The 23,231-nt window shown below is 64.3% G+C and carries 24 protein-coding genes; 13 read left to right on the plus strand and 11 right to left on the minus strand.

Annotated features, from left to right (window positions below; genetic code table 11):
- Positions 1-48: 48 nt before the first annotated feature.
- The gene (locus ACE3TY_RS15490) at positions 49-1,752 is read left to right on the plus strand and encodes a methyl-accepting chemotaxis protein (RefSeq protein ID WP_374654533.1); all 1,704 of its coding nucleotides are present in this window, start codon (positions 49-51) and stop codon (positions 1,750-1,752) included.
- A gap of 35 nt (positions 1,753-1,787) precedes the next feature.
- On the opposite strand, the gene ACE3TY_RS15495 is transcribed toward ACE3TY_RS15490, so the two are convergent.
- Positions 1,788-2,696: a LysR substrate-binding domain-containing protein gene (locus ACE3TY_RS15495; protein ID WP_374654535.1), complete on the minus strand. Its 909-nt coding sequence runs from the start codon at positions 2,694-2,696 to the stop codon at positions 1,788-1,790.
- Between the two features lie 136 nt (positions 2,697-2,832).
- On the opposite strand from ACE3TY_RS15495, the gene ACE3TY_RS15500 reads away from it, so the two are divergent.
- Together ACE3TY_RS15500 and ACE3TY_RS15505 are read left to right on the plus strand one after the other, a co-directional pair.
- A complete protein-coding gene (locus ACE3TY_RS15500; protein WP_374654537.1) occupies positions 2,833-3,597 on the plus strand; it encodes an SDR family oxidoreductase in 765 nt (254 codons plus the stop codon).
- A gap of 76 nt (positions 3,598-3,673) precedes the next feature.
- On the plus strand, positions 3,674-5,536 hold the full coding sequence (locus ACE3TY_RS15505) for a glycoside hydrolase family 15 protein (RefSeq protein ID WP_374654539.1): 1,863 nt from the start codon (positions 3,674-3,676) through the stop codon (positions 5,534-5,536).
- On the opposite strand, the gene ACE3TY_RS15510 is transcribed toward ACE3TY_RS15505, so the two are convergent.
- From ACE3TY_RS15510 to lgt, 5 genes are read right to left on the minus strand one after another with little or no spacing between them, the layout of a single operon-like run.
- Positions 5,533-6,225, minus strand: a complete 693-nt coding sequence (locus tag ACE3TY_RS15510; RefSeq protein WP_374654541.1) for a MarC family NAAT transporter — start codon at positions 6,223-6,225, stop codon at positions 5,533-5,535. The two genes, ACE3TY_RS15505 and ACE3TY_RS15510, sit on opposite strands and share 4 nt — an antisense overlap.
- A 55-nt stretch (positions 6,226-6,280) precedes the next feature.
- Positions 6,281-6,640 carry a cupin domain-containing protein gene (locus tag ACE3TY_RS15515; protein ID WP_374654543.1) on the minus strand — a complete coding sequence of 120 codons (360 nt, stop codon included), beginning with the start codon at positions 6,638-6,640 and terminating at the stop codon, positions 6,281-6,283.
- A gap of 16 nt (positions 6,641-6,656) precedes the next feature.
- Complete coding sequence (gene pgeF / locus ACE3TY_RS15520) at positions 6,657-7,421, minus strand: peptidoglycan editing factor PgeF (protein ID WP_374654545.1); 765 nt, start codon at positions 7,419-7,421, stop codon at positions 6,657-6,659.
- Complete coding sequence (locus ACE3TY_RS15525) at positions 7,418-8,500, minus strand: class I SAM-dependent methyltransferase (protein ID WP_374654547.1); 1,083 nt, start codon at positions 8,498-8,500, stop codon at positions 7,418-7,420. Before ACE3TY_RS15525 ends, pgeF begins: the two co-directional genes overlap by 4 nt.
- 2 nt (positions 8,501-8,502) lie before the next feature.
- Entirely contained in the window at positions 8,503-9,312 is an 810-nt protein-coding gene (gene lgt / locus ACE3TY_RS15530; protein WP_374654549.1) for a prolipoprotein diacylglyceryl transferase, read from the minus strand.
- A 78-nt stretch (positions 9,313-9,390) separates the two neighbouring features.
- Between lgt and ACE3TY_RS15535 the strand changes: the two genes are divergently transcribed.
- From ACE3TY_RS15535 to ACE3TY_RS15555, 5 genes are all read left to right on the plus strand, one after another.
- Positions 9,391-9,651 carry an accessory factor UbiK family protein gene (locus tag ACE3TY_RS15535; RefSeq protein WP_374654551.1) on the plus strand — a complete coding sequence of 87 codons (261 nt, stop codon included), beginning with the start codon at positions 9,391-9,393 and terminating at the stop codon, positions 9,649-9,651.
- 243 nt (positions 9,652-9,894) lie between these two features.
- Positions 9,895-10,398 carry a YbjN domain-containing protein gene (locus ACE3TY_RS15540; RefSeq protein ID WP_374654553.1) on the plus strand — a complete coding sequence of 168 codons (504 nt, stop codon included), beginning with the start codon at positions 9,895-9,897 and terminating at the stop codon, positions 10,396-10,398.
- Positions 10,399-10,437: 39 nt separating this feature from the next.
- A complete protein-coding gene (gene proC / locus ACE3TY_RS15545) occupies positions 10,438-11,265 on the plus strand; it encodes a pyrroline-5-carboxylate reductase (protein ID WP_374654555.1) in 828 nt (275 codons plus the stop codon).
- Positions 11,262-11,732 carry a YbaK/EbsC family protein gene (locus ACE3TY_RS15550; protein ID WP_374654557.1) on the plus strand — a complete coding sequence of 157 codons (471 nt, stop codon included), beginning with the start codon at positions 11,262-11,264 and terminating at the stop codon, positions 11,730-11,732. The genes proC and ACE3TY_RS15550 overlap by 4 nt, the downstream gene beginning before the upstream one ends.
- Entirely contained in the window at positions 11,729-13,048 is a 1,320-nt protein-coding gene (locus ACE3TY_RS15555; protein WP_374654559.1) for an NAD(P)/FAD-dependent oxidoreductase, read from the plus strand. Before ACE3TY_RS15550 ends, ACE3TY_RS15555 begins: the two co-directional genes overlap by 4 nt.
- A gap of 6 nt (positions 13,049-13,054) precedes the next feature.
- Here the strand turns inward: ACE3TY_RS15555 and ACE3TY_RS15560 are convergent, their stop codons facing one another.
- The 3 genes from ACE3TY_RS15560 to ACE3TY_RS15570 form a co-directional block, all read right to left on the minus strand.
- Positions 13,055-15,361, minus strand: coding sequence for a PAS domain S-box protein (locus tag ACE3TY_RS15560; RefSeq protein ID WP_374654561.1), 2,307 nt, complete (start codon positions 15,359-15,361; stop codon positions 13,055-13,057).
- On the minus strand, positions 15,358-16,791 hold the full coding sequence (locus ACE3TY_RS15565; RefSeq protein WP_374654563.1) for a PAS domain S-box protein: 1,434 nt from the start codon (positions 16,789-16,791) through the stop codon (positions 15,358-15,360). The genes ACE3TY_RS15560 and ACE3TY_RS15565 overlap by 4 nt, the downstream gene beginning before the upstream one ends.
- A 150-nt stretch (positions 16,792-16,941) precedes the next feature.
- Complete coding sequence (locus tag ACE3TY_RS15570) at positions 16,942-17,559, minus strand: glutathione S-transferase family protein (RefSeq protein ID WP_374654565.1); 618 nt, start codon at positions 17,557-17,559, stop codon at positions 16,942-16,944.
- 110 nt (positions 17,560-17,669) lie between these two features.
- On the opposite strand from ACE3TY_RS15570, the gene ACE3TY_RS15575 reads away from it, so the two are divergent.
- From ACE3TY_RS15575 to ACE3TY_RS15585, 3 genes are all read left to right on the plus strand, one after another.
- Positions 17,670-18,047 carry a DUF427 domain-containing protein gene (locus ACE3TY_RS15575; RefSeq protein WP_374654566.1) on the plus strand — a complete coding sequence of 126 codons (378 nt, stop codon included), beginning with the start codon at positions 17,670-17,672 and terminating at the stop codon, positions 18,045-18,047.
- Between the two features lie 43 nt (positions 18,048-18,090).
- The gene (locus ACE3TY_RS15580; protein WP_374654568.1) at positions 18,091-19,767 is read left to right on the plus strand and encodes a flavin monoamine oxidase family protein; all 1,677 of its coding nucleotides are present in this window, start codon (positions 18,091-18,093) and stop codon (positions 19,765-19,767) included.
- A gap of 81 nt (positions 19,768-19,848) precedes the next feature.
- On the plus strand, positions 19,849-20,502 hold the full coding sequence (locus ACE3TY_RS15585) for a hypothetical protein (protein ID WP_374654570.1): 654 nt from the start codon (positions 19,849-19,851) through the stop codon (positions 20,500-20,502).
- Positions 20,503-20,607: 105 nt separating this feature from the next.
- Here the strand turns inward: ACE3TY_RS15585 and ACE3TY_RS15590 are convergent, their stop codons facing one another.
- Positions 20,608-20,910, minus strand: a complete 303-nt coding sequence (locus ACE3TY_RS15590; RefSeq protein WP_374654572.1) for a plasmid stabilization protein — start codon at positions 20,908-20,910, stop codon at positions 20,608-20,610.
- A gap of 2 nt (positions 20,911-20,912) precedes the next feature.
- The gene (locus ACE3TY_RS15595; protein WP_374654574.1) at positions 20,913-21,131 is read right to left on the minus strand and encodes a hypothetical protein; all 219 of its coding nucleotides are present in this window, start codon (positions 21,129-21,131) and stop codon (positions 20,913-20,915) included.
- 218 nt (positions 21,132-21,349) lie between these two features.
- Between ACE3TY_RS15595 and ACE3TY_RS15600 the strand changes: the two genes are divergently transcribed.
- Both ACE3TY_RS15600 and deoC read left to right on the plus strand, forming a co-directional pair.
- Positions 21,350-22,066, plus strand: a complete 717-nt coding sequence (locus ACE3TY_RS15600; RefSeq protein WP_374654576.1) for a DeoR family transcriptional regulator — start codon at positions 21,350-21,352, stop codon at positions 22,064-22,066.
- A gap of 160 nt (positions 22,067-22,226) precedes the next feature.
- Positions 22,227-23,228 (plus strand): deoxyribose-phosphate aldolase, encoded by a 1,002-nt coding sequence (gene deoC / locus ACE3TY_RS15605; protein ID WP_374654578.1) that lies wholly within the window; start codon positions 22,227-22,229, stop codon positions 23,226-23,228.
- The last annotated feature ends 3 nt before the right edge of the window (positions 23,229-23,231 follow it).

Raw genomic sequence — 23,231 nt, forward strand, 5'->3', positions numbered from 1 at the left:
CTCACTCACTCATCCCCACGAACAAAACTCTCTGGAGACGAAGTCATCATGAATCTCAGCAATTGGAAGATGCGTTCGAAACTGATCCTGCTTGTCGGCGTGATGGCCGTGATCATCGGCACGGTGGCCGGGGTCGGCGTCGTCTATCTCAGGAGTGCTGCCACCGATCTCGGCAATGTCACCATCAGCGCGCTCGAAGGCGTCACCAGCGCGCGCCTCAACCAGAACGTCATCGGCCTCAACCGCACCGAATATTTCCTGGCCCTCGACCCCTCGCAGCAGGGGCTTGAGGCGCGCCTTGCCCGTCTCGCCGAGGACCGCAAGCTGTTCGAGGAGCGCCTGGCGCAGCTGCGCAGCACCGCCGGCGAGATCCGCCTGAAGCTGCTCGACGAGATCGAGCAGAACTACAAGGCATATAACACGCATGTCGACGGCACCTTCGATCTGGCGCGCCAGATCGGCGCCAGTGTGCAGCTGGGCGGCGCGCAAGCGCAGCTCCTCGATGCGGTGGCCAAGAGCCGACCGCAGGCGGACGAGTTGCAGAAGACCGTGCGCGCCTATTCCGACTTCGTCAACCAGCAGGGCGACGAGGTTTCGGCCAAGGCCGCTGCCGACGCCGCCTTCGCCCAGACGCTGATGATCGTCGTCGCCCTGGCCGGTGTCGTCGGCGGCCTCGCCTTCGGCTATCTGCTGGCCACCGTCGGCATCAGCAAGCCGCTCACCGGTTCGATCGACCAGCTCAACCGCCTCTCCCGGAACGATCTCGCCATCGAGATTGCCGGGGCCGCGCGCGGCGACGAAATCGGCGATATCGCCCGCGCCCTCCAGGTCTTCAAGGACACGGCGCTGGCGGCCGAGGCGATGCGCGCCGAGCAGGCCGAGGAACAGCGCGCCAAGGAACGCCGCCAGCAGGTGGTTGACGGCCTCATCAAGACTTTCGACGACACCATGTCGAACGAACTGACACAGCTCACCTCGGCCTCGACCGAATTGCAGGCGACCGCGCAGAGCATGTCCTCGACCGCGGAGGAGACCAGCCGCCAGGCCACGGCGGTGGCCGCCGCCTCCGAACAGGCATCGGCCAATGTGCAGACGGTGGCCGCCGCCGCCGACGAGCTCTCGGCCTCCGTGGCCGAGATCAGCCGCCAGGTCGAGCAATCGACCCATATAGCGGGGCAGGCCGTGGCCGACGCCGAGCGCACCGACGCCGCCGTGCGCATCCTCGCGGAGGCGGCGCAGAAGATCGGCGCCGTGGTGGGCCTCATCAACGAGATCGCCAGCCAGACCAATCTCCTCGCCTTGAACGCCACCATCGAGGCGGCGCGCGCGGGCGAAGCCGGCAAGGGTTTTGCCGTCGTGGCGTCGGAGGTGAAGAACCTCGCCACGCAGACGGCCAAGGCCACCGACGATATCAGCGCCCAGATCAGCGGCATGCAGACCAGTACCGAAGAGGCGGTCTCCGCCATCAAGGGCATCTCCACCATCATCGGCCAGATGAGCGAGATCACCACCACCATCGCCTCCGCCGTGCAGGAACAGGGTGCCGCCACCCAGGAGATCGCGCGCAACGTCCAGCAGGCGGCGCAGGGCACTCAGGACGTCTCCACCAATATCGGCGGCGTCACCCAGGCGGCCGGTGAAACCGGCGCCGCCTCGACCCAGGTGTTGGGCACCGCCGCCGATCTCTCGCGCCAGGCCGACACGTTGCGCCAGTCGGTGACGCAGTTCCTCGAAAGCGTCCGCTCGGCCTGAGGGTTCGGGCGGACTCCCCTGGCAAGAGGGTTCGCCTACACCCGCTCCCAGGGCGGCGTTCCCTTGAACGCGGTGGCGAGGAAGTCGACCATGACGCGGACCTTGGCGCTGATATGCCGGCGGCTGGGATAGATCGCCAACAGGTCGGTGTCCGGCAGCGGATGTTCGCCGAGGATGCGCACCAGCCGCCCCGCTTTCAGATCCTCCGCCACCATGAACATCGCCGGCCGCATGATGCCGTGGCCGGCGATGGCGGCCGCCCGCATCGTGTCGCCATTGTTCGTGTGCATGACGGCGCGCGTCCTCACGATCTCCGCCTTGCCGTCCTTGCCGGCGAAGTGCCATTCGTCGCCCGTGGCGGCATAGGAATAGCCGATGGTGGCGTGGCGGGCGAGATCGGCCGGTATCTTGGGCGTGCCGTGGCGCTTCAGATAGGCGGGTGCCGCGCAGACGATGTTGCGCGAGACGGCGAGCTTCCGCGCCACATGCGCGGTCGAACCCTGCGGCGAAACACGCACCACCAGATCGTAGCCTTCCTCCACCATGTCGACGACGCGGTCGCCGAGGTCGACGTCGAGGGCGATTTCCGGATAGCGGCGCATGAAGTCCGGCCACAGCGCCGCCAGATAGCGGATGCCGAAGCTCACCGGCGCGTTGATGCGCAGGTGTCCGCGCGGTCGCAGGGTCGTGGCGCCGGCCAGGGCCTCCGCTTCCGCCACATCATCGAGGATCGCCGTGCAGCGCTCATAGAGCGCCCGGCCGCTTTCGGTCAGCGACAATTTCCGTGACGAACGGTTGAGGAGGCGCGTCGCCAGATGCGCCTCCAGCTCGCTCACATAGCGCGTCACATTGGCGGGTGACGTTTCCAAGGTCTCCGCCGCCTTGGCGAAGCTGCCCTTGGCGACGACGGAAGCGAATATTTCGAAGGCGCGCAGCCGATCCATGCTCCACCTCATCATTCATAAAAGCTGAATGATATGATCATTTCCACTGTCTTCCTTCAAGAACGCTTGCGACCTACCTTCCTCGCATCGGCCGGGCGCTGGGCCCGGCCCGCGAAGAATTTCAGGAAGGTGCGTCATGGGACGATTGAGTGGAAAAGTGGCGATCGTGACCGGGGCCAGCTCCGGCATCGGCCGGGAAACCGCCAAGCTGTTTGCGCGCGAAGGCGCCAAGCTGGTCGTGGGCGCCCGCCGCCAAGCCGAACTCGACAGCCTGGTGGCCGAAATCGGTTCGGCCGGCGGCGAAGCCGTGGCGCTGGCCGGCGACGTGGTCTCGGAAGCCTATAGCAAGGCCATGGTGGCACTGGCCGAGAAGGTTTATGGCGGGCTCGACATCGCCTTCAACAATGCCGGGACCCTGGGCGCCATGGGCTCGGTCGTCGATGTGACCGAGCAGGGCTTCGCCGAGACGCTCGCCGTCAATCTCACTTCCGCCTTTCTCGGCGCCAAGCATCAGATCCCGGCGATGAGGAAGCGCGGCGGCGGTTCCATCGTCTTCACCTCGACCTTCGTCGGTCATACGGTGGGTTTCCCGGGCACCGCCGCCTATGCCGCCAGCAAGTCGGGCCTTATCGGTTTGACCCAGGTACTGGCCGCCGAACACGGCCCCGAGAACATCCGCGTCAACGCCATCCTGCCGGGCGCCGTCGACACGCCGATGTACCGCGGCATGAACGACACGGCCGAATCGCAAGCCTTCATCACTGGCCTCCACGCCCTGAAGCGCGCCGCCCGCCCCGAGGAACTGGCCCGTTCTGTCCTCTATCTTGCGTCCAACGATGCAAGTTTCGTCACCGGTACCGCCTCGCTGGTCGATGGCGGGGTTTCCATCACCAGGACCTGAAACGGAACCGGGCGCCGCTTCCATCGTTGCTCCTGGACCGGACTTGTCTCGCCCAAGAGGCGCACTCAGGAGACGCATGAGCTCGCGCATCGAAGATTATGCCCTGATCGGCGATTGCGAGACGGCGGCGCTGGTCGGGCGCGACGGTGCCATCGACTGGCTGTGCTGGCCGCGCTTCGACTCGCCGGCCTGTTTTGCAGCGCTTCTCGGCGACAGTGCGAATGGAACCTGGCGGATTGCGCCAGCGAACGGCGCGGTCGCGGCCGGGCGTTCGTATCGCGGCGACACATTGGTCCTGGAGACTGTCTTCGCCACCGCCGAGGGCGAGGTGGCGGTGATCGATTTCATGCCGCCCCATCATGACGAGACGAGCGTCGACCTGTCCGATCTGGTGCGCATCGTCGAAGGACGCCGCGGGCGCGTGACGATGCGCATGGAGCTGGTCTTGCGTTTCGACTATGGCGCTTCGGTGCCCTGGGTGGAAAAACTGGGGGCGGAAAAACTGGGGGTCGAACAGCTTGCCGGCGAGGCCGGCATCTCCATCGTGGCGGGGCCCGACCGGGTCATCTTGCGGACTGCCGTGCCGCTGCACGGCGAAGACAGGCGTACGTCGGCGGAATTCTCGGTCGCGGCCGGCGAGCGTGTCGATTTCGTCCTCACCCACCAGCCATCGCACCTCCCCCTGGCGCCCAGCATCGATGCGATCCAGGCGCTGAACGACACGATGTCCGGCTGGGCGGAATGGGCCGGACGCTGCAATTATAGCGGACCCTGGCGCGACGCGGTGATGCGCTCGCTCCTCACGCTGAAGGCGCTCGCCTACCGGCCGACGGGCGGTATCGTCGCCGCGCCCACGACGTCGCTGCCCGAAAAGATCGGCGGCATCCGGAACTGGGATTATCGCTATTGCTGGATCCGCGATGCCACGCTGACGCTTCTGTCGTTGATGCATACCGGCTATTTCGACGAAGCTGAATCCTGGCGGCATTGGCTGATTCGCGCTGTCGCCGGCAGCCCGGCGCAGATGCAGACCGTTTACGGCATTGCCGGTGAACGGCGCCTCGCCGAATGGGAGGCGGACTGGCTCGCCGGATATGAAGGTTCCAGGCCTGTCCGCATCGGCAATGCCGCCGCCGGACAGCTGCAGCTCGATGTCTATGGCGAGCTGATGGATGCGCTCTATCAGGCGCGCCATGGCGGACTCTCCTTTGATCCGACCGCCTGGGGGGTGCAGCGGGCCGTTACCGAACATCTCGAGCGGGTCTGGCAGGAACCCGACGAAGGTATCTGGGAAACACGCGGCGGCCGCCAGCATTTCACTTTTTCCAAGGTCATGGCCTGGGTCGCCTTCGACCGCGCCATCGCCAGCGTCGAAAAAGGCCATGGCACCGGGCCGGTCGTGCGCTGGCGGAACCTGCGCCGCCGCATCCACGCCGAAATCTGCGCCCATGGCTTCGACGCGGCACGGAACAGCTTTGTCCAGGCCTATGACAGCAGCGCGCTCGATGCCAGCCTTCTGCTGCTGCCGTTGGTGGGTTTCCTGCCGCCCGACGACCCACGCATCGTCGGCACGGTCGCGGCGATTCGGCGTCATCTTACGGTCGATGGCTTCGTGCTGCGCTACAATACGGACGAGACGCGGGACGGCCTGCCGCACGATGAAGGGGTCTTTCTGGCCTGCAGCTATTGGCTGGTCGACAATCTCATTCTCCAGGGCAGGCCGGATGAAGCGGCGGCCCTATTTGAACGCCTGCTGGCCTTGCGCAACGATCTCGGCCTGCTTTCGGAAGAATATGATCCGCGCGAAAGACGCCTTATCGGCAATTTCCCGCAGGCCTTTTCCCATATCGCTCTCGTCAACTCCGCGCTCAACCTGACCCGTGCCAGGGGCCCGGCATCGCAGCGCGCCGAGGATGGACATGGCGCCGCGGACGCCTAATGCGTCCCCGTTGCCGACGGTGGAAAGCTCGCCGGCCAGAATTCCGGATCGTGCAGCAGGTCCTTGACGCCGTTGATGGCGAACTGCACGCCGATGCACACCATCAGGAAGCCCATGATGCGTGAAATGGCGGCGATGCCGTTGGCGCCGAGCAGCCGGTTGAAGAGGCCCGCCGCGCGCAGGCAGAACCAGATGATGATGGCGGTGATGACGATGCCGATCGAAATGACGGTATAGGTCATCGGCGTACTGAGCTCGCCCGATTGCTGCACCGTCGTGGACATGGTGATGACCAGTGCAATGGAGCCGGGACCGGAAAGTCCCGGCATCGCCAGCGGCGTGAAGGAAATGTCCATCTTCTGCCGCGCCTCGATATCGGAATCGGTGTCGAGCGTGCTCTCCTGCGGGAACAGCATGCGAAAGCCCAGGAACGCCACGATCATGCCCCCGGCGATGCGCAGGCCCGGGATGGAAATGCCGAACAGATCCATGATCAGCACGCCGGCCAGCAGGAAGCTCAGCAGGATGCCGGTCATGTAGATGCAGGCCATGGTGATCTGCCGGTTGCGCTCGACCGTGGTGAGGTTGCCGGTAATCCCGATCAGCATGCCCGCGGCCGAAATCGGATTGATGATCGGCAGCAGGGTCGCCACCGTCCAGCCGACGTAGGAGAGGAAATTGGAGGTCATGGTCGCTGTTTGTCACCTCGGTCATGCATCGGTCGCCACCCTCGTTCCCGCTCAACTAGTGTCGCTGCCAATCGATCCCCAGCAGCAGGCAGCCCTTTTCCGTGCGGCTGTTATGGGCCGTGCCCGGCTCATACATGACGAAGTCGCCCACGCGCAGCACGGTGCCGTCGCTCTCGATGAGTTCGCCTTCCAGGATGATGAATTCCTCGCGGAAGGGATGTTCGTGGGTAATGGTTTGGGCGCCGGGTTCCATGCGGATGAGATAGGCGCCCTGCTTGTTGCCCCGGTCGTAAGAGAGTTCGATCACCGACATGTCGGTTTGCACCGGCCCTTCCATGTCATAGGGCGCGAAGGGCTTGGCCTTGGTATGAATGATGCGCCGTCCGGGCTTATATTCTTCATGTGCGTGCGACATAGGCGAACCTCTTCCTTCAGATGAGACCGATCACCGAAACCTGTCTGCCGTAATCCGGTTCGCCCCGCTTGGTCTTGCGTCGGTAGCTGAAGAAATCATCCTCCAGCGCGCAGGTGTCGTGGCCGGTCACGATTACCTGGGCAAGGTTCAGCGCTTCGAGCTGTGCCGCGCAATAGCCGGCCAGATCGAACTGGAACCTGCGGCAGGCATTGGCGGCGAAGAAGCGCGCATTGCCCTTGTCCTGCTCGATGAAGGGTGTGGGGAATTCGGTGCCGACTTCATATGAATCCTGACCGATGCAGGGTCCGACCGCGGCGACGATGTCCTGGCGCCGGGCGCCCAATGTTTCCATCGCGCGCACCGTCTCCTGGAGGACACCGCCCAGCGCCCCCTTCCAGCCGGCATGCGCGGCGCCGACCACGCCGGCCCTTGCATCGGCAAGGAGCACCGGCCCGCAATCGGCGGTGAGCACGCCCAGATTGATGCCCCTGATGCGGGTGACGAGGCCGTCCACTTCCGGCCGGTTGGACTGGTCGAGCGGCTGGTCCACCACCAGCACCTTGGCCGAATGCACCTGATAGGCGGTGTTGAGGGGGGCATCGGGAAGGCCCGCGGCCTTCATCGCACGGGCGCGGTTCTCGAACACGCGTGTTCGTTCGTCGGTTGTCCCCAAGCCGCAATTGAGGGAATCGTAGATGCCGTCGCTGACGCCGCCGCGGCGGGTGAGGAAGCCGTGCCGGATGTTCTGGAGGCGGTCGAATTCATCCACGGTCACGATCATAATCCGGCCAATCCTCCCAATCTGTCGGTGTCGAGCGCGGGTCCGGCCAGGCCGATGGCCTTGAACAGCCTGCCCATTTGTTCGGGCGCAATCAAGCGGTGCACCTGTCGGCGCAGGATTTCGGTGGTGGCGAGGTCCGATTTCTTGGCCAGCATGTCGGCCCGAAGTTCGATGCCGAGCGCGCGGAGGAAGTCGCCTTGCGTCACCGGGCCGAAGACCTGCGCGCCGGCCTCTTCCGCCGCGGCCTTCAGCGCGCCGAAATCGACATGGGCGGTAAGGTCGGCCGCCCCCAATTCCTCGAGCGGCGCATGATAGCGATGCCGCTTCAGCGCCTGGAAGGAATCGCCGAGGCCGCTCTCCGCAGGTCCGTAATCGACGATGAGTGCCGCGCCATTGTCGGCCACGATGCGCCGGGCGATCGCATCCACCAGGCCGATCGAGGCGGGGCTTACTTCGGCGATGGCGCCCGTCTCGGCGGCTTTGTGCGCCGGGCGCAGCAGGCCGAGTGCCGGCCCGGGTGCCGCAAGGCCGAATTGCAGCGTGTCGCCGTTCAGGGCCACGACGCGCTCGCGCCAGCCCTGCGCCGTCATTTCCAGCTGATGGATCGGCAGCGCGTCGAACAGTTCGTTGGCGATGAGGATCATCGGCCCGTCCGCCACCTCGGCCAAGGTTGTGTGCCAGCGGGGCGTGTGCTCGTGCAGTTTTTCCGCCTGCTTGCGCTGCAGCGCCTCGTTGATCTCGACCAGGTGCAATTGCTTGGCGGCGAGGAAAGCGGGTGCCACGCGCGCGGCGCGCAGCGCATCCGCCATCAAGGTGCCGCGCCCAGGCCCCATCTCGACCAGATGGAAAGAAGCGGGCGAACCCAGGCGCTGCCAGGTATCGACGCACCACAGGCCGATAAGCTCGCCGAACATCTGGCTGACTTCGGGCGCGGTGATGAAATCGCCTTCCACCCCCAGCGGATCGTTGTCGCGGTAGTAGCCGTTGCGTCCCGCGAGCGCCTCTTCCATCAGCGCCGCCACGGTGAGCGGCCCTTCGAGCGCGATGCGTTGCCGGATGCTGCGCTGGGCCGGATGCATCTCTATCGGGCCGCCACCGGGCGCCGGCCGCGCCAGACCAGATAGAGGCCGTAGACCAGCATCGGCACGGAAAGCCACTGGCCCCAAGTGGTCTCGACCAACGTGCCCGTGAGCGCTTCCGGCTCGCGGAACATTTCCGAGAACATGCGCGCAAAGGCATAGCCGATGAGGAACACGCCGGAGAGCGTGCCGAGACGCTCGCGGATCTTCTGCTGGTGCGCGAGGATGGCGAGGATCGCGAACAGCAGGACGCCTTCGGTCAGCGCCTCGTAAAGCTGGCTCGGATGACGCGGCAGATTGTCGATATGGGGAAAGATCACCGCCCAGGGCACATCGGTCGGGCGCCCGACCAGTTCGCCATTGATGAAATTGGCCAGCCGCCCAAGGCCCAGCCCGATCGGCGTTGCCGCGGCGGCAAGGTCGGCCAGGGCGAAGAACGGAATCTTGGCCCGGCGCGCATAGATCAACATGGAGACGATCACGCCGATGAGGCCGCCATGGAACGCCATGCCGCCCTGCCACACCATCAGGATCTCGAGCGGATGGCCGAAATAGTAGCCGGGATCCCACAGCAGCACATGGCCAAGCCGCCCGCCGACGATGGTGCCGATCGTGGCCCAGGCGATCATGTCCTCGCAATGGTTGGGCTTCACGATCGCTGGCGGCTTCTTGGCGAGGTAGAGCATGTAGCGCCAGCCGATGAGAATGCCGAAGATATAGGCCAGCGCGTACCAGCGGATGACGATGGGACCCAGGGCGAGGGCCACCGGATCGAATTCGGGAAAGATGAAATAGCTGGTTTCCGGTGTCATTCCAGGGCTCTCGTCAGCGGGGCGCGGCTCGGTTATATAGGGCTTGAGGATCGAGCCACAAGATTAGGAACATTCAGCATGCAGAGCGACAACCGCATTCTCGACGACATGGCCAAAGTGGCCACCGGTGCCCTGGGCTCGCTCACCGGTCTGCGGGCCGAGATCGAGGGCAAGGTGCAGCAGCATCTGGAACGGCTTCTCGGGCGGATGAACCTGGTCAGCCGGGAGGAATTCGAGACCATGAAGGCCGTCGCCCAGGCCGCCCGCGAGGAGCAGATCAAGCTGGAACGCCGGCTCCAGGAAATCGAGGCCAAATTGACCGAAAGGGGCCTGGGCTGATCGATTAGCCAATCGATTATGGGGCGATTCCGGATCGCCTTTTAAGACAGGCCTATTAAACTTCGTAAATGCCCCTTGCACTGCAGCGCTAAATTTGCGACTCTAGATGTGGTGGGAAATTAACCAATCCCATCAAGCCTTAGGGGTCGCGCGCCCCATGAGTGGCGGCTCCGATGAGGCAAAGTCCTGGTCGATCATAGGCGGCCGGCAGGCCCGGCAGCCACCGCATGGAGGGCGCTTCCGATGCAGTTGAACCACGAATCGACCCTGGCCCCGACCGCTAATCCCCTCGACATGATGGAAGAATTGGTCAACGCCAATGAATGGCGCTACGACCGTTCGACCGACGAGGAGATGATCGTCGAATTCACCGGCCAGTGGTGCGAATACCGCATGTTCTTCGTCTGGCAGGAGGATCTGGGGGCCTTGTATTTCTCCTGCCTGTTCGACACCAAGGTGCCGGCTGGGAAGCGCGCTGGCGTTGCGGAATTGCTGGCGCATATCAACGAACGCCTGTGGCTGGGCCATTTCGATCTGTGCTCGGAAGAATCGGCGCCGATGTTCCGCCATACCATCCTGCTGCGCGGCACGGCGGGCGTTTCGGCCGAGCAGCTCGAGGATCTGATGGAAGCGGCGATCAACGAATGCGAACGCTTCTACCCCGCCTTCCAATTCCTGCTCTGGGGCGGTAAGAAACCGCAGGAGGCGGTCGAAGCGGCATTGCTCGATACGGTGGGCACGGCCTGACAAGCATCGACCGCCCGGGCATCTGAGGGCGGGGACGACATGGGCAAGTTGACATTACCGGGTGCGCTGCTGCTCGTCGGCTGCGGCAAGATGGGCGGCGCGCTGCTCAGGGGCTGGCTGAAAGAGGGTGCCGATCCCGAGCAGGTCTATGTCGTCGACCTCGCTCCCAAGGAACTCGACGACGTCAAGGCGGCCGGCGTCCACATCCTCAACCATCCGGACCAGCTGCCTGGCGACCTCAAGCCGGCGATCGTGCTTCTTGCGGTCAAGCCGCAATTCATGGACGAGGCCCTGGTCCATTACAAAAAGATGGCCGGTCCCGACACGACCTTTCTTTCCATCGCGGCAGGCAAGACGGTCGCTTATTTCAAGCGCATGCTCGGCGACGACGCGCTCGTCGTGCGCTCTATGCCGAACACACCGGCGGCGGTCGGCCGCGGCATGACCGTGATCTGCCGCGACAGCCGCGTCCCCGCCAATATCCTCGATCTTTGCGGCCAGTTGCTGTCGGCGGTGGGCGAAGTGGCCTGGATCGATGATGAGGAACTGCTCAACCAGGTGACGGCGGTTTCCGGCGGTGGCCCGGCCTATGTCTTCCTGCTCATTGAAGCGCTGGCGGAGGCCGGGCGGGTCAATGGCCTGCCGGCCGATCTTGCCATGCAACTCGCGCGTTCGACCGTGTGCGGTTCCGGCGAGCTTGCGTATCAGTCGAGCGAATCCGCCACTGCCTTGCGCCAGGCGGTGATGAGCCCGAAGGGCACGACGCTGGAGGCAGTCAATGTGCTGATGGCCGAGGACGGAATCCAGCCCTTGATGAACCGCGCCATCGCCGCCGCCACCCGCCGCTCGCGCGAGCTTGCCAATTGAGCGCCAGCGTCGAGCGTGTGCGCGATTGCCTGATCGCGGCCGGACTGCCGGCCGAGATCGAGGCGTTCGACGCATCGACCCGCACCGCCGCCGACGCGGCGCAGGCCATCGGCTGTACCCAGGCACAGATCGCCAAATCGCTGGTCTTCCGCGGGAAGGAGTCCGGCAAGGCGATCCTTGTGATCGCATCGGGCATCAACCGCGTCGATGAAAAGAAGCTGGCGCTTCTGATCGGCGAGAAGATTGCCAAAGCCGATGCCGATTTCGTCCGCAGCGAGACGGGGTTTGCCATCGGCGGGGTGGCGCCCGTCGGCCATACCGGCCAGGTCACCGTGCTGATCGACGCCGATCTCGCGCAATATCCTGAAATCTGGGCCGCCGCCGGTGCCCCCAACGCGGTCTTCCGGCTGACGCCGGCGGAACTGGCGCGGCTTACCGGCGGGCAGGTTGCCGAGGTGAAGGCATGAACGCCGCTCCTTCCATTGCCGACCGCAGCGGCTGGGTGGCGCTGGCTGGCACCTATCGGGCGTTTCCGCAGCTTGGCGGCGATATCAGGACCGATTGGCTGGTGATCGGCGGCGGCTTCACGGGGCTGGCGGCGGCGCGGCGCCTGGCCGAGTTGCATCCCAACGACCGCATCGTGCTCATTGACCGCAGACGCCTGGGACAGGGGGCGAGCGGACGGAATTCGGGTTTTGCGGTTTCGGTGGAAATGCCGGGGCCGGGCGAGCTTGAGAAGCCGGCCGACCGCGCTGCCTATCTGGCGCATGCCGCGATCCACAAGGCGGCGGGCGCGGAGGTGAAGCGGCTGGTGACGGAGCTCGGCATCGCATGCGACTATGACGCGGGCGGCTATATCTTTGCCGTGCGCGAGCGGGCGAAGTTCAAGGCGCTGGAGGAACGGGCGCGCGTCCTCAACGACAATGGCACGCAAGCGAAGATCCTCGATGCCGACGCACTCAAGGCGCGGCTCGGCATCGCCTTCTACAGTCACGGCCTATGGATCGGCGGCGGCAACGCGCTGCTGCAGCCGGCGCGCTTCGCCAAGGGCCTGATCGACAATCTGCCGCCGCAGATCGAATGTCATGAAAATACCGAGGCGTTGAAGATCGCGCCCAATGCCGGCGGCGGTGCCACGGTGACGCTGGCGCAAGGCAGCATCAAGGCGGCGCACGCGATCGTCGGGCTCAATGCCTTCATGCCGCGGCTGGGCCTGAAGCAGGGCCGGGTCTTTCCGATCTCGCTCACCGCCAGCCTGACGCGGCCGCTGACGCCAGCCGAGGAAGAAGAGATCGGCAAGGTGGCGCCATGGGGCATGTTGTGCCCGGTCGAAGGCGGCGCCACCGTGCGCCTCACGGCCGACCGGCGCATTCTGATGCGCAACACGGCCGAATATGAACCGGACGGCATCAGCGCGCAGATGCTGGAAAAGCGCCGGGCGTGGCACGAGATGGGCCTCAATCATCGCTTTCCCTTCCTGCCCAAGGATGCGATCGAGTTCACCTGGTCCGGTCATATGTGCGCCAGCCGCAACTGGAGCTTCGTCTTCGAGGAAGTGTCGCCGGGCATCTTTGCCGCCGGCTGCTATAACGGCGCCGGCCTGGCGCGCGGAACGCTGCTGGGCAGGCTCATTGCCGAACATGCCGTCGGCGAAACCTCGCTCCTCGCCGAAAATGCGCTGGCGCGCGAAAAGCCGAGCTGGGTCCCGACCGGACCCTTGTTCACGCTGATCGCTAAAATGCGCCTGGCCCATGAACTGCGCCAGGCACGATCCGAGCACTGAGCGGCGTCATTTGTCGTGCCACGGCGGCAGCACCGTCGTCACGGTCGTGCCCTTGCCGAACTCGCTGGCGATATCGATACGCCCGCCCATCGCCTCGATCAGCGATTTGCAGATCGCCAGGCCCAGGCCCACGCCGCCGGTATCGCGCACGAGCGCGTCGGATACCTGGACGAAGGGCTTCAGTACGTCGGCGAGTTTGTCGGTGGGGATGCCGCGGCCGGTATCGCGCACGAAGATGGCCGGGCCATCGATATCCGCACATCCGATTTCGACCGAGCCGCCGGACGGGGTGAATTTGATGCCGTTGGATACGAGATTAAGCAGGATCTGCGACAGCGCCTTTCGATCTGCGTTGAAGGCGATGCGGTCGGCCGGTTCCAGCAGGCGCAGCGTGACACCCTTGGCATCGGCCTGGGCCATCAGGGGACTGACTATGCCGGCCCAGGTGTCGCTCAGGGTCACCCGGCCCAGCTTGAGATCGTGCCGGCCGGATTCGATGTGCGACAGGTCAAGGATGTTGTTCACATGGTCGCGCAGCAACCGGCCGCTTTGCAGGATGTCGGCAACATATCCGCGATAGACGGGGTCGAGCGGTCCCATCATTTCCCGTCCCATCAGTTCGGAAAATCCGATGATGGCATTGAGGGGCGTGCGCAACTCGTGGCTCATGACGGCTAGGAAGCTCGATTTGGCCCGGCTCGCTTCCTCGGCGCGCTCGACCGCGATTTCACGCTCGGCCAGGAGCCGGCGCAGGTCGGCCTCGGCCTTCTGCGCTTCCGACATGTCGCGCATGATCGCGGTCATCGTGACCCTGCCCGCCACTTCGACGCGGGAAACGATGATGGCTAGCGGGATGACGCGTCCATCGGCGGTAAGCCCGGTCACCTCGCGCCAACCTCCCATCTCGCGGCTGGTTTCTTGGCCCTTGAGGAAATGCCGCATATGTTCCTGGTGGCGGTAAAGCAGCGGCCGGGGGATAAGGCGGTCCAGCGTGGTTCCGATCATCGAGTCGACGGGATAGCCGAAGATGCGTTCCGCCTCGCGGTTGAAGGAGAGGACGCGCATGTGATCGTCGACCGTCACGATGCCGACCGCCGCCGTATCGAGAATGGTGGCGAGGCGTTTCTCGCTTTCGGCCAGGCGTTTGTTTGCAGCCTCGGCCTCCACCTCCGCCGTCTTGAGGCTGGTGATGTCGACCATGAGGCCGCGGACCAGGGCGGTGCGCTCGGTGCGGGCGACGGTCGAAACGACTTCGTGAATCCAGACGATATCGCCCTTGGCATCTATCATGCGATAGGTCGATTCGTAGTCCCGGCCGGCCGTCGTCGCGAGATGATACTCAGCCACCGCCTGGGCCCGGTCGCCGGGGTAGAGATGATGTTCCCAGAACATGGGCGTCGACATCCATTGCGCCGCGGTGTAGCCGAGAACCCGCTCGGCGCTGTCGCTCACATAAGTCAGGACGCCGCGACCGACGTCCGCTTCCCAGACGATCGCATCGATGGTTGATATCAGGTCGCGATAGTTCTTTTCCGACCGGCGCTGCTGTTCCTCGGCCTCCTTCAGGTTGGAAATGTCGCGCACGACCCCCAGCAACCGCCTCCTTCTTTCGCTGTCGTCGATAAAGGTCCTGCCGATGACGCGGAACCAGCGGGCATCGCCGCTGCCGCTCAGCCGGCGGAATTCGACCTCGCACAGATCGGTCCGGGTGGTGGCGACGTGGAAGGCTTCCTCGACCAGGTCCCGGTCGGCTTCATGTACGGTGGGCAGGAAGTCGCGAAAGCTCTCGGCGATCAGCCGGGGTGCCGCGTCCGAATAGAGGGCCGCGTGCTCCTTGCAATAGATCCGGCCCGTCTCGGCCTCGACCTCCCAGGAGCCGAGTTCGGCCGCCGCAAGGGCGAGGCGTAGGCGTTCCTCGCTCTCGCGCACCGCCACGTCGCTCTGCCGGCGTTGCAGCGCCATGGTGATGGTGGCGTGCAATTCGCGCTCGGAGAAGGGTTTCACCAGATAGCCATAGGGCTTGGTGCCGCGCGCCCGTTCCAGCGTCGCGTCCTCGGAATAAGCGGTGAGGTAGATCACGGGCAGCATCATGCCGGGCGGGATGCGCGCCGCCGTTTCGATGCCGTCGATTTCGCCTTCGATGTGGATGTCCATCAGGACGACATCGGGTTTTTCATCGCGGATGGTGCGCAGCGCTTCTTCGCCGCTGGAGACGATCGTCGACGCCTTGTAGCCGAGCCGGTTGAGCGTACGGCACAGATTGAGCGCCACGATGCGCTCGTCCTCCACCACCATGACAGTTGCAGCATTCATTCAGCCCACCTCATTTCGTCGGGACGGGGAATGTGGAGTGTAAAGCGCGTCGGATCCCGGCGCCTTATGTCGAGCTTGCCGCGCAGTTGATCGCCCAGCATCGATACCAGCTGCAGGCCCAGGCTGCCTGCCATCTTCAGGTCGAGTTCCTGCGGCAGCCCAATCCCGTCGTCACTGACCGACAGGATCAGATTACCGTCCTCGTCCGGTTTCAGTTCAAGCAGAATCTGCCCCTGCCGTCCGTCGGGGAAGGCGTGTTTCAAGGCGTTCGAGACGAGTTCGTTGACGATCAGGCCGCAGGGAATGGCGCTGTTGATCGGCAGGGAGACCTCATGCGCGTCGATCTGCACCGATATCTTGTTGCCATGGATGGCATAGGAAGAAATCAGCAGTGGCACGAAACTGTCGAGGAACGCGCCGAAATTGAGCCTGGCGAAATCCTGCGACTGGTAGAGCGTCTGGTGAATGAGCGCCATGGAGTGGACGCGGTTCTGGCTGTCGCGCAGCATGGCGAGGACGACAGGGTCGGAGATTTGACTGGATTGCAAATCAAGGAGCGAGTGCACGATCTGTAGGTTGTTTTTCACCCGGTGATGAATTTCGCCGAGCAGGACATCCTTTTCCTTCAATGCCTGCTCGATGCTGCGTTCCTTCTGCTTACGGTCGGAAATGTCGACAATGGCCGAAAGGATCTTGGTGCCGTCCTCGGTTTCGATCGGATTGAGGCCGATTTCCACCGGAAACTCGCTGCCATCCCTGCGCCTTGCATAGAGGTCGCGCCCGGCGCCCATGGGCCGCGCCAGGGAATTGGCGGCGAACGAGCGGCGCAGGCCGGGATGATGGTCACGCAGCCGTTCCGGGACCAGCATCTCGACGGCCTGACCGAGCATTTCCGCGCGTTCGTAGCCGAAGACGCGCTCGGCCTGGGCGTTCACCATTTCGATCTCGCCCCGCGCATTGATCATGACCATGGCACTGGGGGCCGCCTCGACCACCAGGCGGAAACGCTCCTCGGAGCGCCTGCGTTCCGAAATATCGACGATGGCCGAGAGCACCATCGTGCCTTCCTCGGTCTCGATCGGGCTGAGACCGATTTCGACTGGAAACTCGCTGCCATCCTTGCGCCGCGCGAAAAGATCGCGGCCGATGCCCATGGGGCGCGATTGCGGTTCGGCGAAAAAAGCCTGACGCAGACTCGGGTGATGTTCCCTGAGACGCTGTGGCAGCAGGATCTCGACGGGCTGGCCGATCAGCTCGGCGCGCTGATAGCCGAAGACGCGTTCCACCTGCACATTGACGAGTTCGATGCGGCCGGCGGCATTCACCATGACCATCGCGCTGGGCGCCGCTTCGACGACGCGCTGAAAGTGGAAATCGCTGCGATCCGCGCCGCGGCACGATTCCGGAGATGCACTCCCTGCGTCAGACAATCGAGGTTTCTCCCTCTGCGATCCGAAGCCGACACGATAATGGCCCGCCGATCAACGCGTCTGCAAGCCCAGATATCGCAGGATGCGAACAGTGCAACTATAAAATCGCGCACCTTCCATTCTCCGGGAAGGGAATAAAATCTGGACCCGTCAGTTGTGCAATGCCGTGACGGCCTTGACGGCCGGGCGGGCCGCCATCCTGTCGCGATGCGCCAGGATCTTCGGGAACCGGGCCGGATCGACGCCGTCACCCTCAAGCCAGGTCGCCAACGTATAGAGATATGGATCGGCGACAGTATAGGCATCGCCCATGACATAGGGGCCGGTAAACATCTCCGACTCTATCAGGGCGAAGCAATCGGCGACGTTCTGTGTCGCCTTGCGCTTCATCTCGGCCTGCGCCGCCGCGTCGTCGGCCCAGCGATAGGCGCGCATGCGGTGGGCGTGCGCCACATGGACGGTTGAACAGAGATAGCTGTTGAAGGCCTGGATGCGGCCGAGGGCGAAGGCGTCGTCGAGCGGCGCGAGCCTGGCCTGCGGATATGTCTGGGCGATGTAGAACAGGATCGCCGGCGTTTCGGTGAGGATGCCGCGGTCGGTTGCCAGTGCCGGCACGCGGCCCTTGGGATTGATCTTCAGATAGGCAGCCTGGCGCTGCTCCTCGCGGGAAAAATCGAGTCTTGCCGCGTCATAGGTGGCACCTGCCTCCTGCAGCGCAATATGCGAGGCGAGAGCGCAGGATTGCGGCGAGTAATAGAGCGTCAGCATGGAACTCTCCCGAGCAGTGCGCGCGAGCGGCAAGGCGGACAGGGTAGCACTCGACAGCGCCGCCGGTCATTCATAGAGTTGCACGCAGCCATCATCCGGAGGTTATCCTCATGTCGTCACCTGTGAAGCCGCCTGGTTCCGATCATCCCATCACCATTGTCCCGACACGCGGCCGCGTCATGGTGAAGCGGGGCGGCATCGTCATCGCGGAGAGCACGCGGGCGCTGACCCTTACCGAGGCGAGCTATCCGCCCGTGCAATACATTCCTCGCGCGGATGCGCGGCTCGACCTGATGACTAGCAGCGCCCATCGGACGCACTGCCCCTATAAGGGCGATGCCGCCTATTACAATCTGGACGACGGCAATCCGGGAAACGGCGAGAATGCGGTCTGGACATATGAGCAGCCTTTCCCGGCAGTGGCGGCGATCGCCGGGCATCTGGCCTTTTATCCGAACAAGGTTGATTCCATCGAGATTGCGCCGTAAGCGGATGCCCCAACAGGGCACAATCCGGGGGAATGAAGCCGCCATGACCGCAACAACATCGTCAGATCGGAAGCCCGTCACCATCTTCGGGCCGGATTTCCCTTTTCCCTTCGACGATTGGATCAGGCATCCGGCAGGGCTCGGTCGGATTCCCGCCGAACAGCATGGGCAGGAGGTGGCGATCGTCGGCGCCGGCATCTCCGGCCTGGTCACCGCGTACGAGCTGATGAAGCTGGGCCTGAAGCCCGTCGTCTACGAAGCCTCGCAGCTAGGCGGGCGGTTGCGCTCGCAGCCTTTCGAAGGAGCGCCCGAAGGAATCGTCGCGGAACTGGGCGGCATGCGCTTCCCGGTCTCCTCGACCGCTTTCTATCATTACGTCGACCGCCTGGGGCTGGGATCGCGGCCCTTCCCAAATCCGCTGACGCCGGCCGCCGGCAGCACGGTGATCAACCTGGAAGGCCAGACCTACTATGCGCGTACGCTGGACGACCTGCCAAAGCTTTTCCGCGAAGTGGCTGATGCCTATCACGCGGCCCTTGAGGAGCATGCGCAATATGGGGCGCTGCAGCAGGCGATCCGCGACCGCGACGTGGCGACCATCAAGCAGATCTGGAATCCGCTGGTTAAGGAATGGGACGAGCGGACCTTTTACGATTTCGTGACGCGTTCATCGGCCTTCTCGAAGCTCTCCTTCCATCACCGCGAAGTGTTCGGGCAAGTAGGCTTCGGCACTGGCGGCTGGGATTCGGATTTTCCCAACTCGATGCTGGAGATCCTGCGCGTCAACGTCACCGAATGCGACGACAATCAGCGCTTCATCGTGGGCGGCGTCGAGCAGGTGCCGCAGGGCATCTGGCGCCGCCAGCCGACGCGCCTGCAGCATTGGCCCAAGGGCACCTCGCTTGGCTCCCTGCATGGCGGAGCACCCCTGCCGGGCGTGGCGCATATCAAGCGGCGCGCCGACCAGCGCTTCGACCTGGTCGACCGCTGGGGCCGCACCAAGACCTATGCGGCGGTGGTCGCCACCTGCCAGAGCTGGCTGCTCACCACCAGCATCGACACCGACGAATCGGTCTTCTCGCAGAAGATCTGGATGGCGCTCGACCGCACCCGCTACATGCAATCCTCGAAGACCTTCGTCATGGTCGACCGACCCTTCTGGACGGACAAGGATCCGGAGACCGGCCGCGATGTCATGAGCATGACCCTGACCGACCGGCTGACACGCGGCACTTATTTCTTCGACAATGGACCGGGGAAACCCGGCGTCATCTGCCTTACCTACAGCTGGATGTCCGATGCGTTGAAGATGCTGCCGCTTCCCGTGGAGCGGCGCGTCGAGCTGGCGCTGTCGGCGCTCTCCAAGATCTACCCCAAGGTCGATATCGCCCAGCACATCATCGGCGATCCGATCACCGTTTCGTGGGAGGCGGATCCGCATTTCCTGGGGGCCTTCAAGGGCGCGCTGCCGGGGCATTACCGTTACAACCACCGCATGTTCGGCCATTTCATGCAAGACAAGATGCCGCCTTCCGAGCGCGGCATTTTCATGGCGGGTGACGATGTCGCCTGGATTCCGGCCTGGGTGGAAGGGGCGGTGCAGACGGCGCTCAACGCGGTCTGGGGCGTCATGACCCATTTCGGCGGGCATACGCACAAGGACAATCCCGGTCCGGGCGACGTCTACGACAAGATCGGGCCGGTGGCTCTTCCGGACTGAGGGGGAACCGCGCTTCGCTTGTCGGCGTTGCATCGAAGCCTGTATCATCGGTATCTGAAGCCCGGGACATCGGAGGCGATCATGGCCAAGGCAGCACGCGCAGCGAAGAAACCGGCGGCGAAGAAGCGGACCGCACCGCGCAAACCGGCGGCACATGCCGGCGATCCCGCGAGCGCCATGCGCGCGGCCCTGCTGCAGCTCATCGCCACACAGGGCTGGTGCGATCTCTCTCTGGCCGAAATCGCGACAGCGGCGGGGCTCGACATGGCGGCGGCCCATGCCGTCTATCCGACCAAGGCCGCGATCCTGCTCGGCCTCGTCCGGGCGACGGACGAAGACATCCTCACCTCGTTGACGGGCGATCCGCTCGATGGCGATGCCAAGGACCGGCTGTTCGACCTCCTGATGCGGCGCTTCGACCGCTTGCAGCGGCACCGCGACGCCTATCTGACCCTGCTTCACGAATTGCCGCGCACGCCGCTGGAAGCCGCGTGCCTTGCGAGGCAAGTGCGCCGCTCCATGGCCCTGACGCTGGAAACGGCCGGGGTCAGCGCCTCGGGCCTCAAGGGGCTGATGCGCGTGCAGGGGCTGATGGCGATCTACGCCGCCGGCCTTCATGCCTGGCGCCGCGACGAGAGCGAAGACCTTTCCAAGACGATGGCGGAGATCGACAAACGCCTGGCCCAGGCGGTGAAGATCACCGAAATGCTGCATGCCAGGCGAGCCGCGGCTTAAATCGCCTGGGTGGACATGAAGGATCCGGAAATGGGGCGCCCCAGACTGCAGCACCAAACTGCGGCAAAGATGAGCCGCCCGCTAAGCCGGAACCGGCGATAGATATCAGCCGGCGCGCTTCCTGCGGGTGGCGGCCGCCTTCTGGGCCGACGCCTTGCGGGCCGCCTCGGGCCGTGCCGCCGATGCGGCGCCACCCTTGCGGCCGCCTTTCCGGGCCGGAGCCATGTCGGTTTCCTTGCCGACACCTGAGCCGCTCTTCCTGCCGCCGCCACTCATCTTGTTGACCGTGGCCCAGGCGCGCGCTTCCGCTTCATCCTTGCCGACGCCGCGCTTCTCGTAGCCTTCTTCGATGCGCGCGGCCTGGCGCTTCTGTTTGGCGGTGTATCTGTCCTTGTCGCCGCGGGGCATTCCTATCTCCTCTTCTTCAGCAACCGGGGGTCTTCCTCCGGTGTCGCCTGGACCCTGCCCGGTCCCAGATAGTCCCCTGGCGGGCGCGTCTTCCCGGCACCCGGGCGCTTGCTTTCAGCTTCCTGGATTTCGAGGCCGAGCTTGGCAGCTTTGCCGGCAGCATCCTTGCCCTTCTTGTGCAACGTTTCGCGGTATTCCCGAACCATCTTCGATTCCGCCATCGCCGCTCTCCTCGTCGAGCCGACATGATCGTTGGACCATTACTGGATCCAATTCGGCTCGGCATCGAGGGTTCCCCGAATCCACGAGGATGTTAAGAATTTAACATTTTCGTGTTGACGGCCTCGCTTCCAGCGTCGCATGCTGATCGAGATGCCAGACCCAGAGAGCCGACCCAACCGGCCCGACCGCGCATCGCCGCCAGGGGAGTATTGTCAGAATGTCCAGCCGCAAATCCGAGCGCGCGAATCTGCTGGCCGAGGCTTTGGCCCAGCGCGGCGTGCTGCACTTGCGAGATGCGGCGGCCCTGCTCGGCGTTTCCGAAATGACTGTGCGGCGTGACGTCAGTGCCAGCCCGGAGCGCTTCGCCTATCTGGGCGGCCATATCGTCAGCGCCGAGGATATTGCCGGCGGCTATGAGCTGGGGCGGGAGGCCGACAGCCATGCCAATGCCAAGTTCCGTGCCTGCGCCCATGCCCTCAAGCTGATCGCGCCGGACGATACGATCTTCATCGATTGTGGTTCGACGCTCGATCATTTGGCCCAGCAAATACCGGCAGATCTGACGATCACGGTGATCTGCTATTCGCTCAATGTGGCCGACCGGCTGGCGCAGAAACCGAACCTGCGCATGATCATGCTGGGCGGGCTCTATCATGGCCCTTCCGCGACCTTTTCCAGCGGCGAATGGCTGGAACCCCTGGGCCGTTTCGGTATCAACAAGGCTTTTATTTCAGCAGGCGGCGTCGATGTGGAACGCGGGGCCAGCTGCTCGCATTTCCATGAAGTGCCGATCAAGCAGAAGGCGATTGCCAGCGCCCTTGAAAGCCATCTGGTGGTCGATGAAAGCAAATTCGGGATCGTGAAGCCGGCCTATTTCGCCAGGCTCTCCGATTTCCGCTCGATCATCACGGAGGAGGGCCCGCGCGCCGCTTGACGGCTCTGTGGGCCAATGTCATAAAGTGATCAAAGTTTGGTAGAATATTAACAAGCGCCGCAAAGAGCGCCGATGGGGAGGAAACCGGGCCAACTCCAGGCCCTGACCCACCTTTTTCGGCCGTTTCGCGCGGATGTTCTTTCAAAGAGACGGTGCCGGCATGGCTGATCTCAAGATCGCCCCCATCGCTTCGCATGTTGCGGGTCATAACGCGCTGGCGCGCAATGTGGCCCAGCCGCTCGATCTCGGCTGGGTGCAGGGTGTGCGCGTCAATCTCTCGGCCGCCGAGCGGCGCGTGGCGACGCTGCCCGGAAGGCGCACGGTGAAGAAGGATGCGCAGGCGGCCTGGCTCTTGAAGGCCATCACCTGCATCGACCTCACCACCCTCAATGGCGACGACACGACTGAGCGCGTGAAGCGGCTTTGCGCCAAGGCCAAGGCGCCCGTGCGCGCCGATCTCCTCGAAGCGCTCGGCATGGCGGATCGCGGCCTCACCACCGGGGCGGTCTGCGTCTATCACCGTTTCGTGGCGACAGCGGTCGAGGCGCTGGCCGGTTCCGGCGTGCCGGTGGCGGCCGTTTCGACCGGCTTTCCGGCGGGCCTCGTGCCCCATGACGTCAAGCTCAAGGAAATCGAGGCCTCGGTCAAGGACGGGGCGCGGGAAATTGACATCGTCATCACGCGCGAGCATGTGCTGACCGGCAATTGGCAGGCGCTCTATGACGAGATGCGCGATTTCCGCGCCGCCTGCGGCCAAGCGCATGTGAAGGCCATTCTGGCGACCGGCGATCTCAAAACCATGCGCAACGTGGCGCGCGCGTCGCTGGTCTGCATGATGGCGGGCGCCGATTTCATCAAGACCTCGACCGGCAAGGAAAGTGTCAACGCCACCTTGCTGGTGACGCTGATCATGATCCGCATGATCCGCGAGTATCAGGAACAGACCGGCTTCAAGGTCGGCTACAAGCCGGCCGGTGGAATCTCCGCCGCCAAGGATGTGCTCAATTACCAGTTCCTGATGAAGGAGGAATTGGGGCGCGAATGGCTGGAGCCGAATCTGTTCCGCATCGGCGCCTCGAGCCTGCTCGCCGACATCGAACGCCAGCTCGAACATCACGTGACCGGCCGCTATTCGGCCTATAACCGGCATGCCGCAGGATAGATC

This window comes from Dongia sp. (genome assembly GCF_041918875.1).
Classification (GTDB): domain Bacteria; phylum Pseudomonadota; class Alphaproteobacteria; order Dongiales; family Dongiaceae; genus Dongia.

Coding starts and splice junctions, on each gene's coding strand:
- ACE3TY_RS15585 (WP_374654570.1), top strand. CDS start 19,849: ATGGCCAAGGCAGCACGCGCAGCGAAGAAACCGGCGGCGAAGAAGCGG.
- ACE3TY_RS15515 (WP_374654543.1), bottom strand. CDS start 6,640: ATGTCGCACGCACATGAAGAATATAAGCCCGGACGGCGCATCATTCAT.
- ACE3TY_RS15590 (WP_374654572.1), bottom strand. CDS start 20,910: ATGCCCCGCGGCGACAAGGACAGATACACCGCCAAACAGAAGCGCCAG.
- ACE3TY_RS15495 (WP_374654535.1), bottom strand. CDS start 2,696: ATGGATCGGCTGCGCGCCTTCGAAATATTCGCTTCCGTCGTCGCCAAG.
- proC (WP_374654555.1), top strand. CDS start 10,438: ATGGGCAAGTTGACATTACCGGGTGCGCTGCTGCTCGTCGGCTGCGGC.
- ACE3TY_RS15535 (WP_374654551.1), top strand. CDS start 9,391: ATGCAGAGCGACAACCGCATTCTCGACGACATGGCCAAAGTGGCCACC.
- ACE3TY_RS15555 (WP_374654559.1), top strand. CDS start 11,729: ATGAACGCCGCTCCTTCCATTGCCGACCGCAGCGGCTGGGTGGCGCTG.
- ACE3TY_RS15525 (WP_374654547.1), bottom strand. CDS start 8,500: ATGCATCCGGCCCAGCGCAGCATCCGGCAACGCATCGCGCTCGAAGGG.
- ACE3TY_RS15560 (WP_374654561.1), bottom strand. CDS start 15,361: ATGAATGCTGCAACTGTCATGGTGGTGGAGGACGAGCGCATCGTGGCG.
- ACE3TY_RS15575 (WP_374654566.1), top strand. CDS start 17,670: ATGTCGTCACCTGTGAAGCCGCCTGGTTCCGATCATCCCATCACCATT.
- deoC (WP_374654578.1), top strand. CDS start 22,227: ATGGCTGATCTCAAGATCGCCCCCATCGCTTCGCATGTTGCGGGTCAT.
- ACE3TY_RS15595 (WP_374654574.1), bottom strand. CDS start 21,131: ATGGCGGAATCGAAGATGGTTCGGGAATACCGCGAAACGTTGCACAAG.
- ACE3TY_RS15580 (WP_374654568.1), top strand. CDS start 18,091: ATGACCGCAACAACATCGTCAGATCGGAAGCCCGTCACCATCTTCGGG.
- ACE3TY_RS15490 (WP_374654533.1), top strand. CDS start 49: ATGAATCTCAGCAATTGGAAGATGCGTTCGAAACTGATCCTGCTTGTC.
- ACE3TY_RS15600 (WP_374654576.1), top strand. CDS start 21,350: ATGTCCAGCCGCAAATCCGAGCGCGCGAATCTGCTGGCCGAGGCTTTG.
- ACE3TY_RS15510 (WP_374654541.1), bottom strand. CDS start 6,225: ATGACCTCCAATTTCCTCTCCTACGTCGGCTGGACGGTGGCGACCCTG.
- ACE3TY_RS15505 (WP_374654539.1), top strand. CDS start 3,674: ATGAGCTCGCGCATCGAAGATTATGCCCTGATCGGCGATTGCGAGACG.
- ACE3TY_RS15570 (WP_374654565.1), bottom strand. CDS start 17,559: ATGCTGACGCTCTATTACTCGCCGCAATCCTGCGCTCTCGCCTCGCAT.
- lgt (WP_374654549.1), bottom strand. CDS start 9,312: ATGACACCGGAAACCAGCTATTTCATCTTTCCCGAATTCGATCCGGTG.
- ACE3TY_RS15500 (WP_374654537.1), top strand. CDS start 2,833: ATGGGACGATTGAGTGGAAAAGTGGCGATCGTGACCGGGGCCAGCTCC.
- pgeF (WP_374654545.1), bottom strand. CDS start 7,421: ATGATCGTGACCGTGGATGAATTCGACCGCCTCCAGAACATCCGGCAC.
- ACE3TY_RS15540 (WP_374654553.1), top strand. CDS start 9,895: ATGCAGTTGAACCACGAATCGACCCTGGCCCCGACCGCTAATCCCCTC.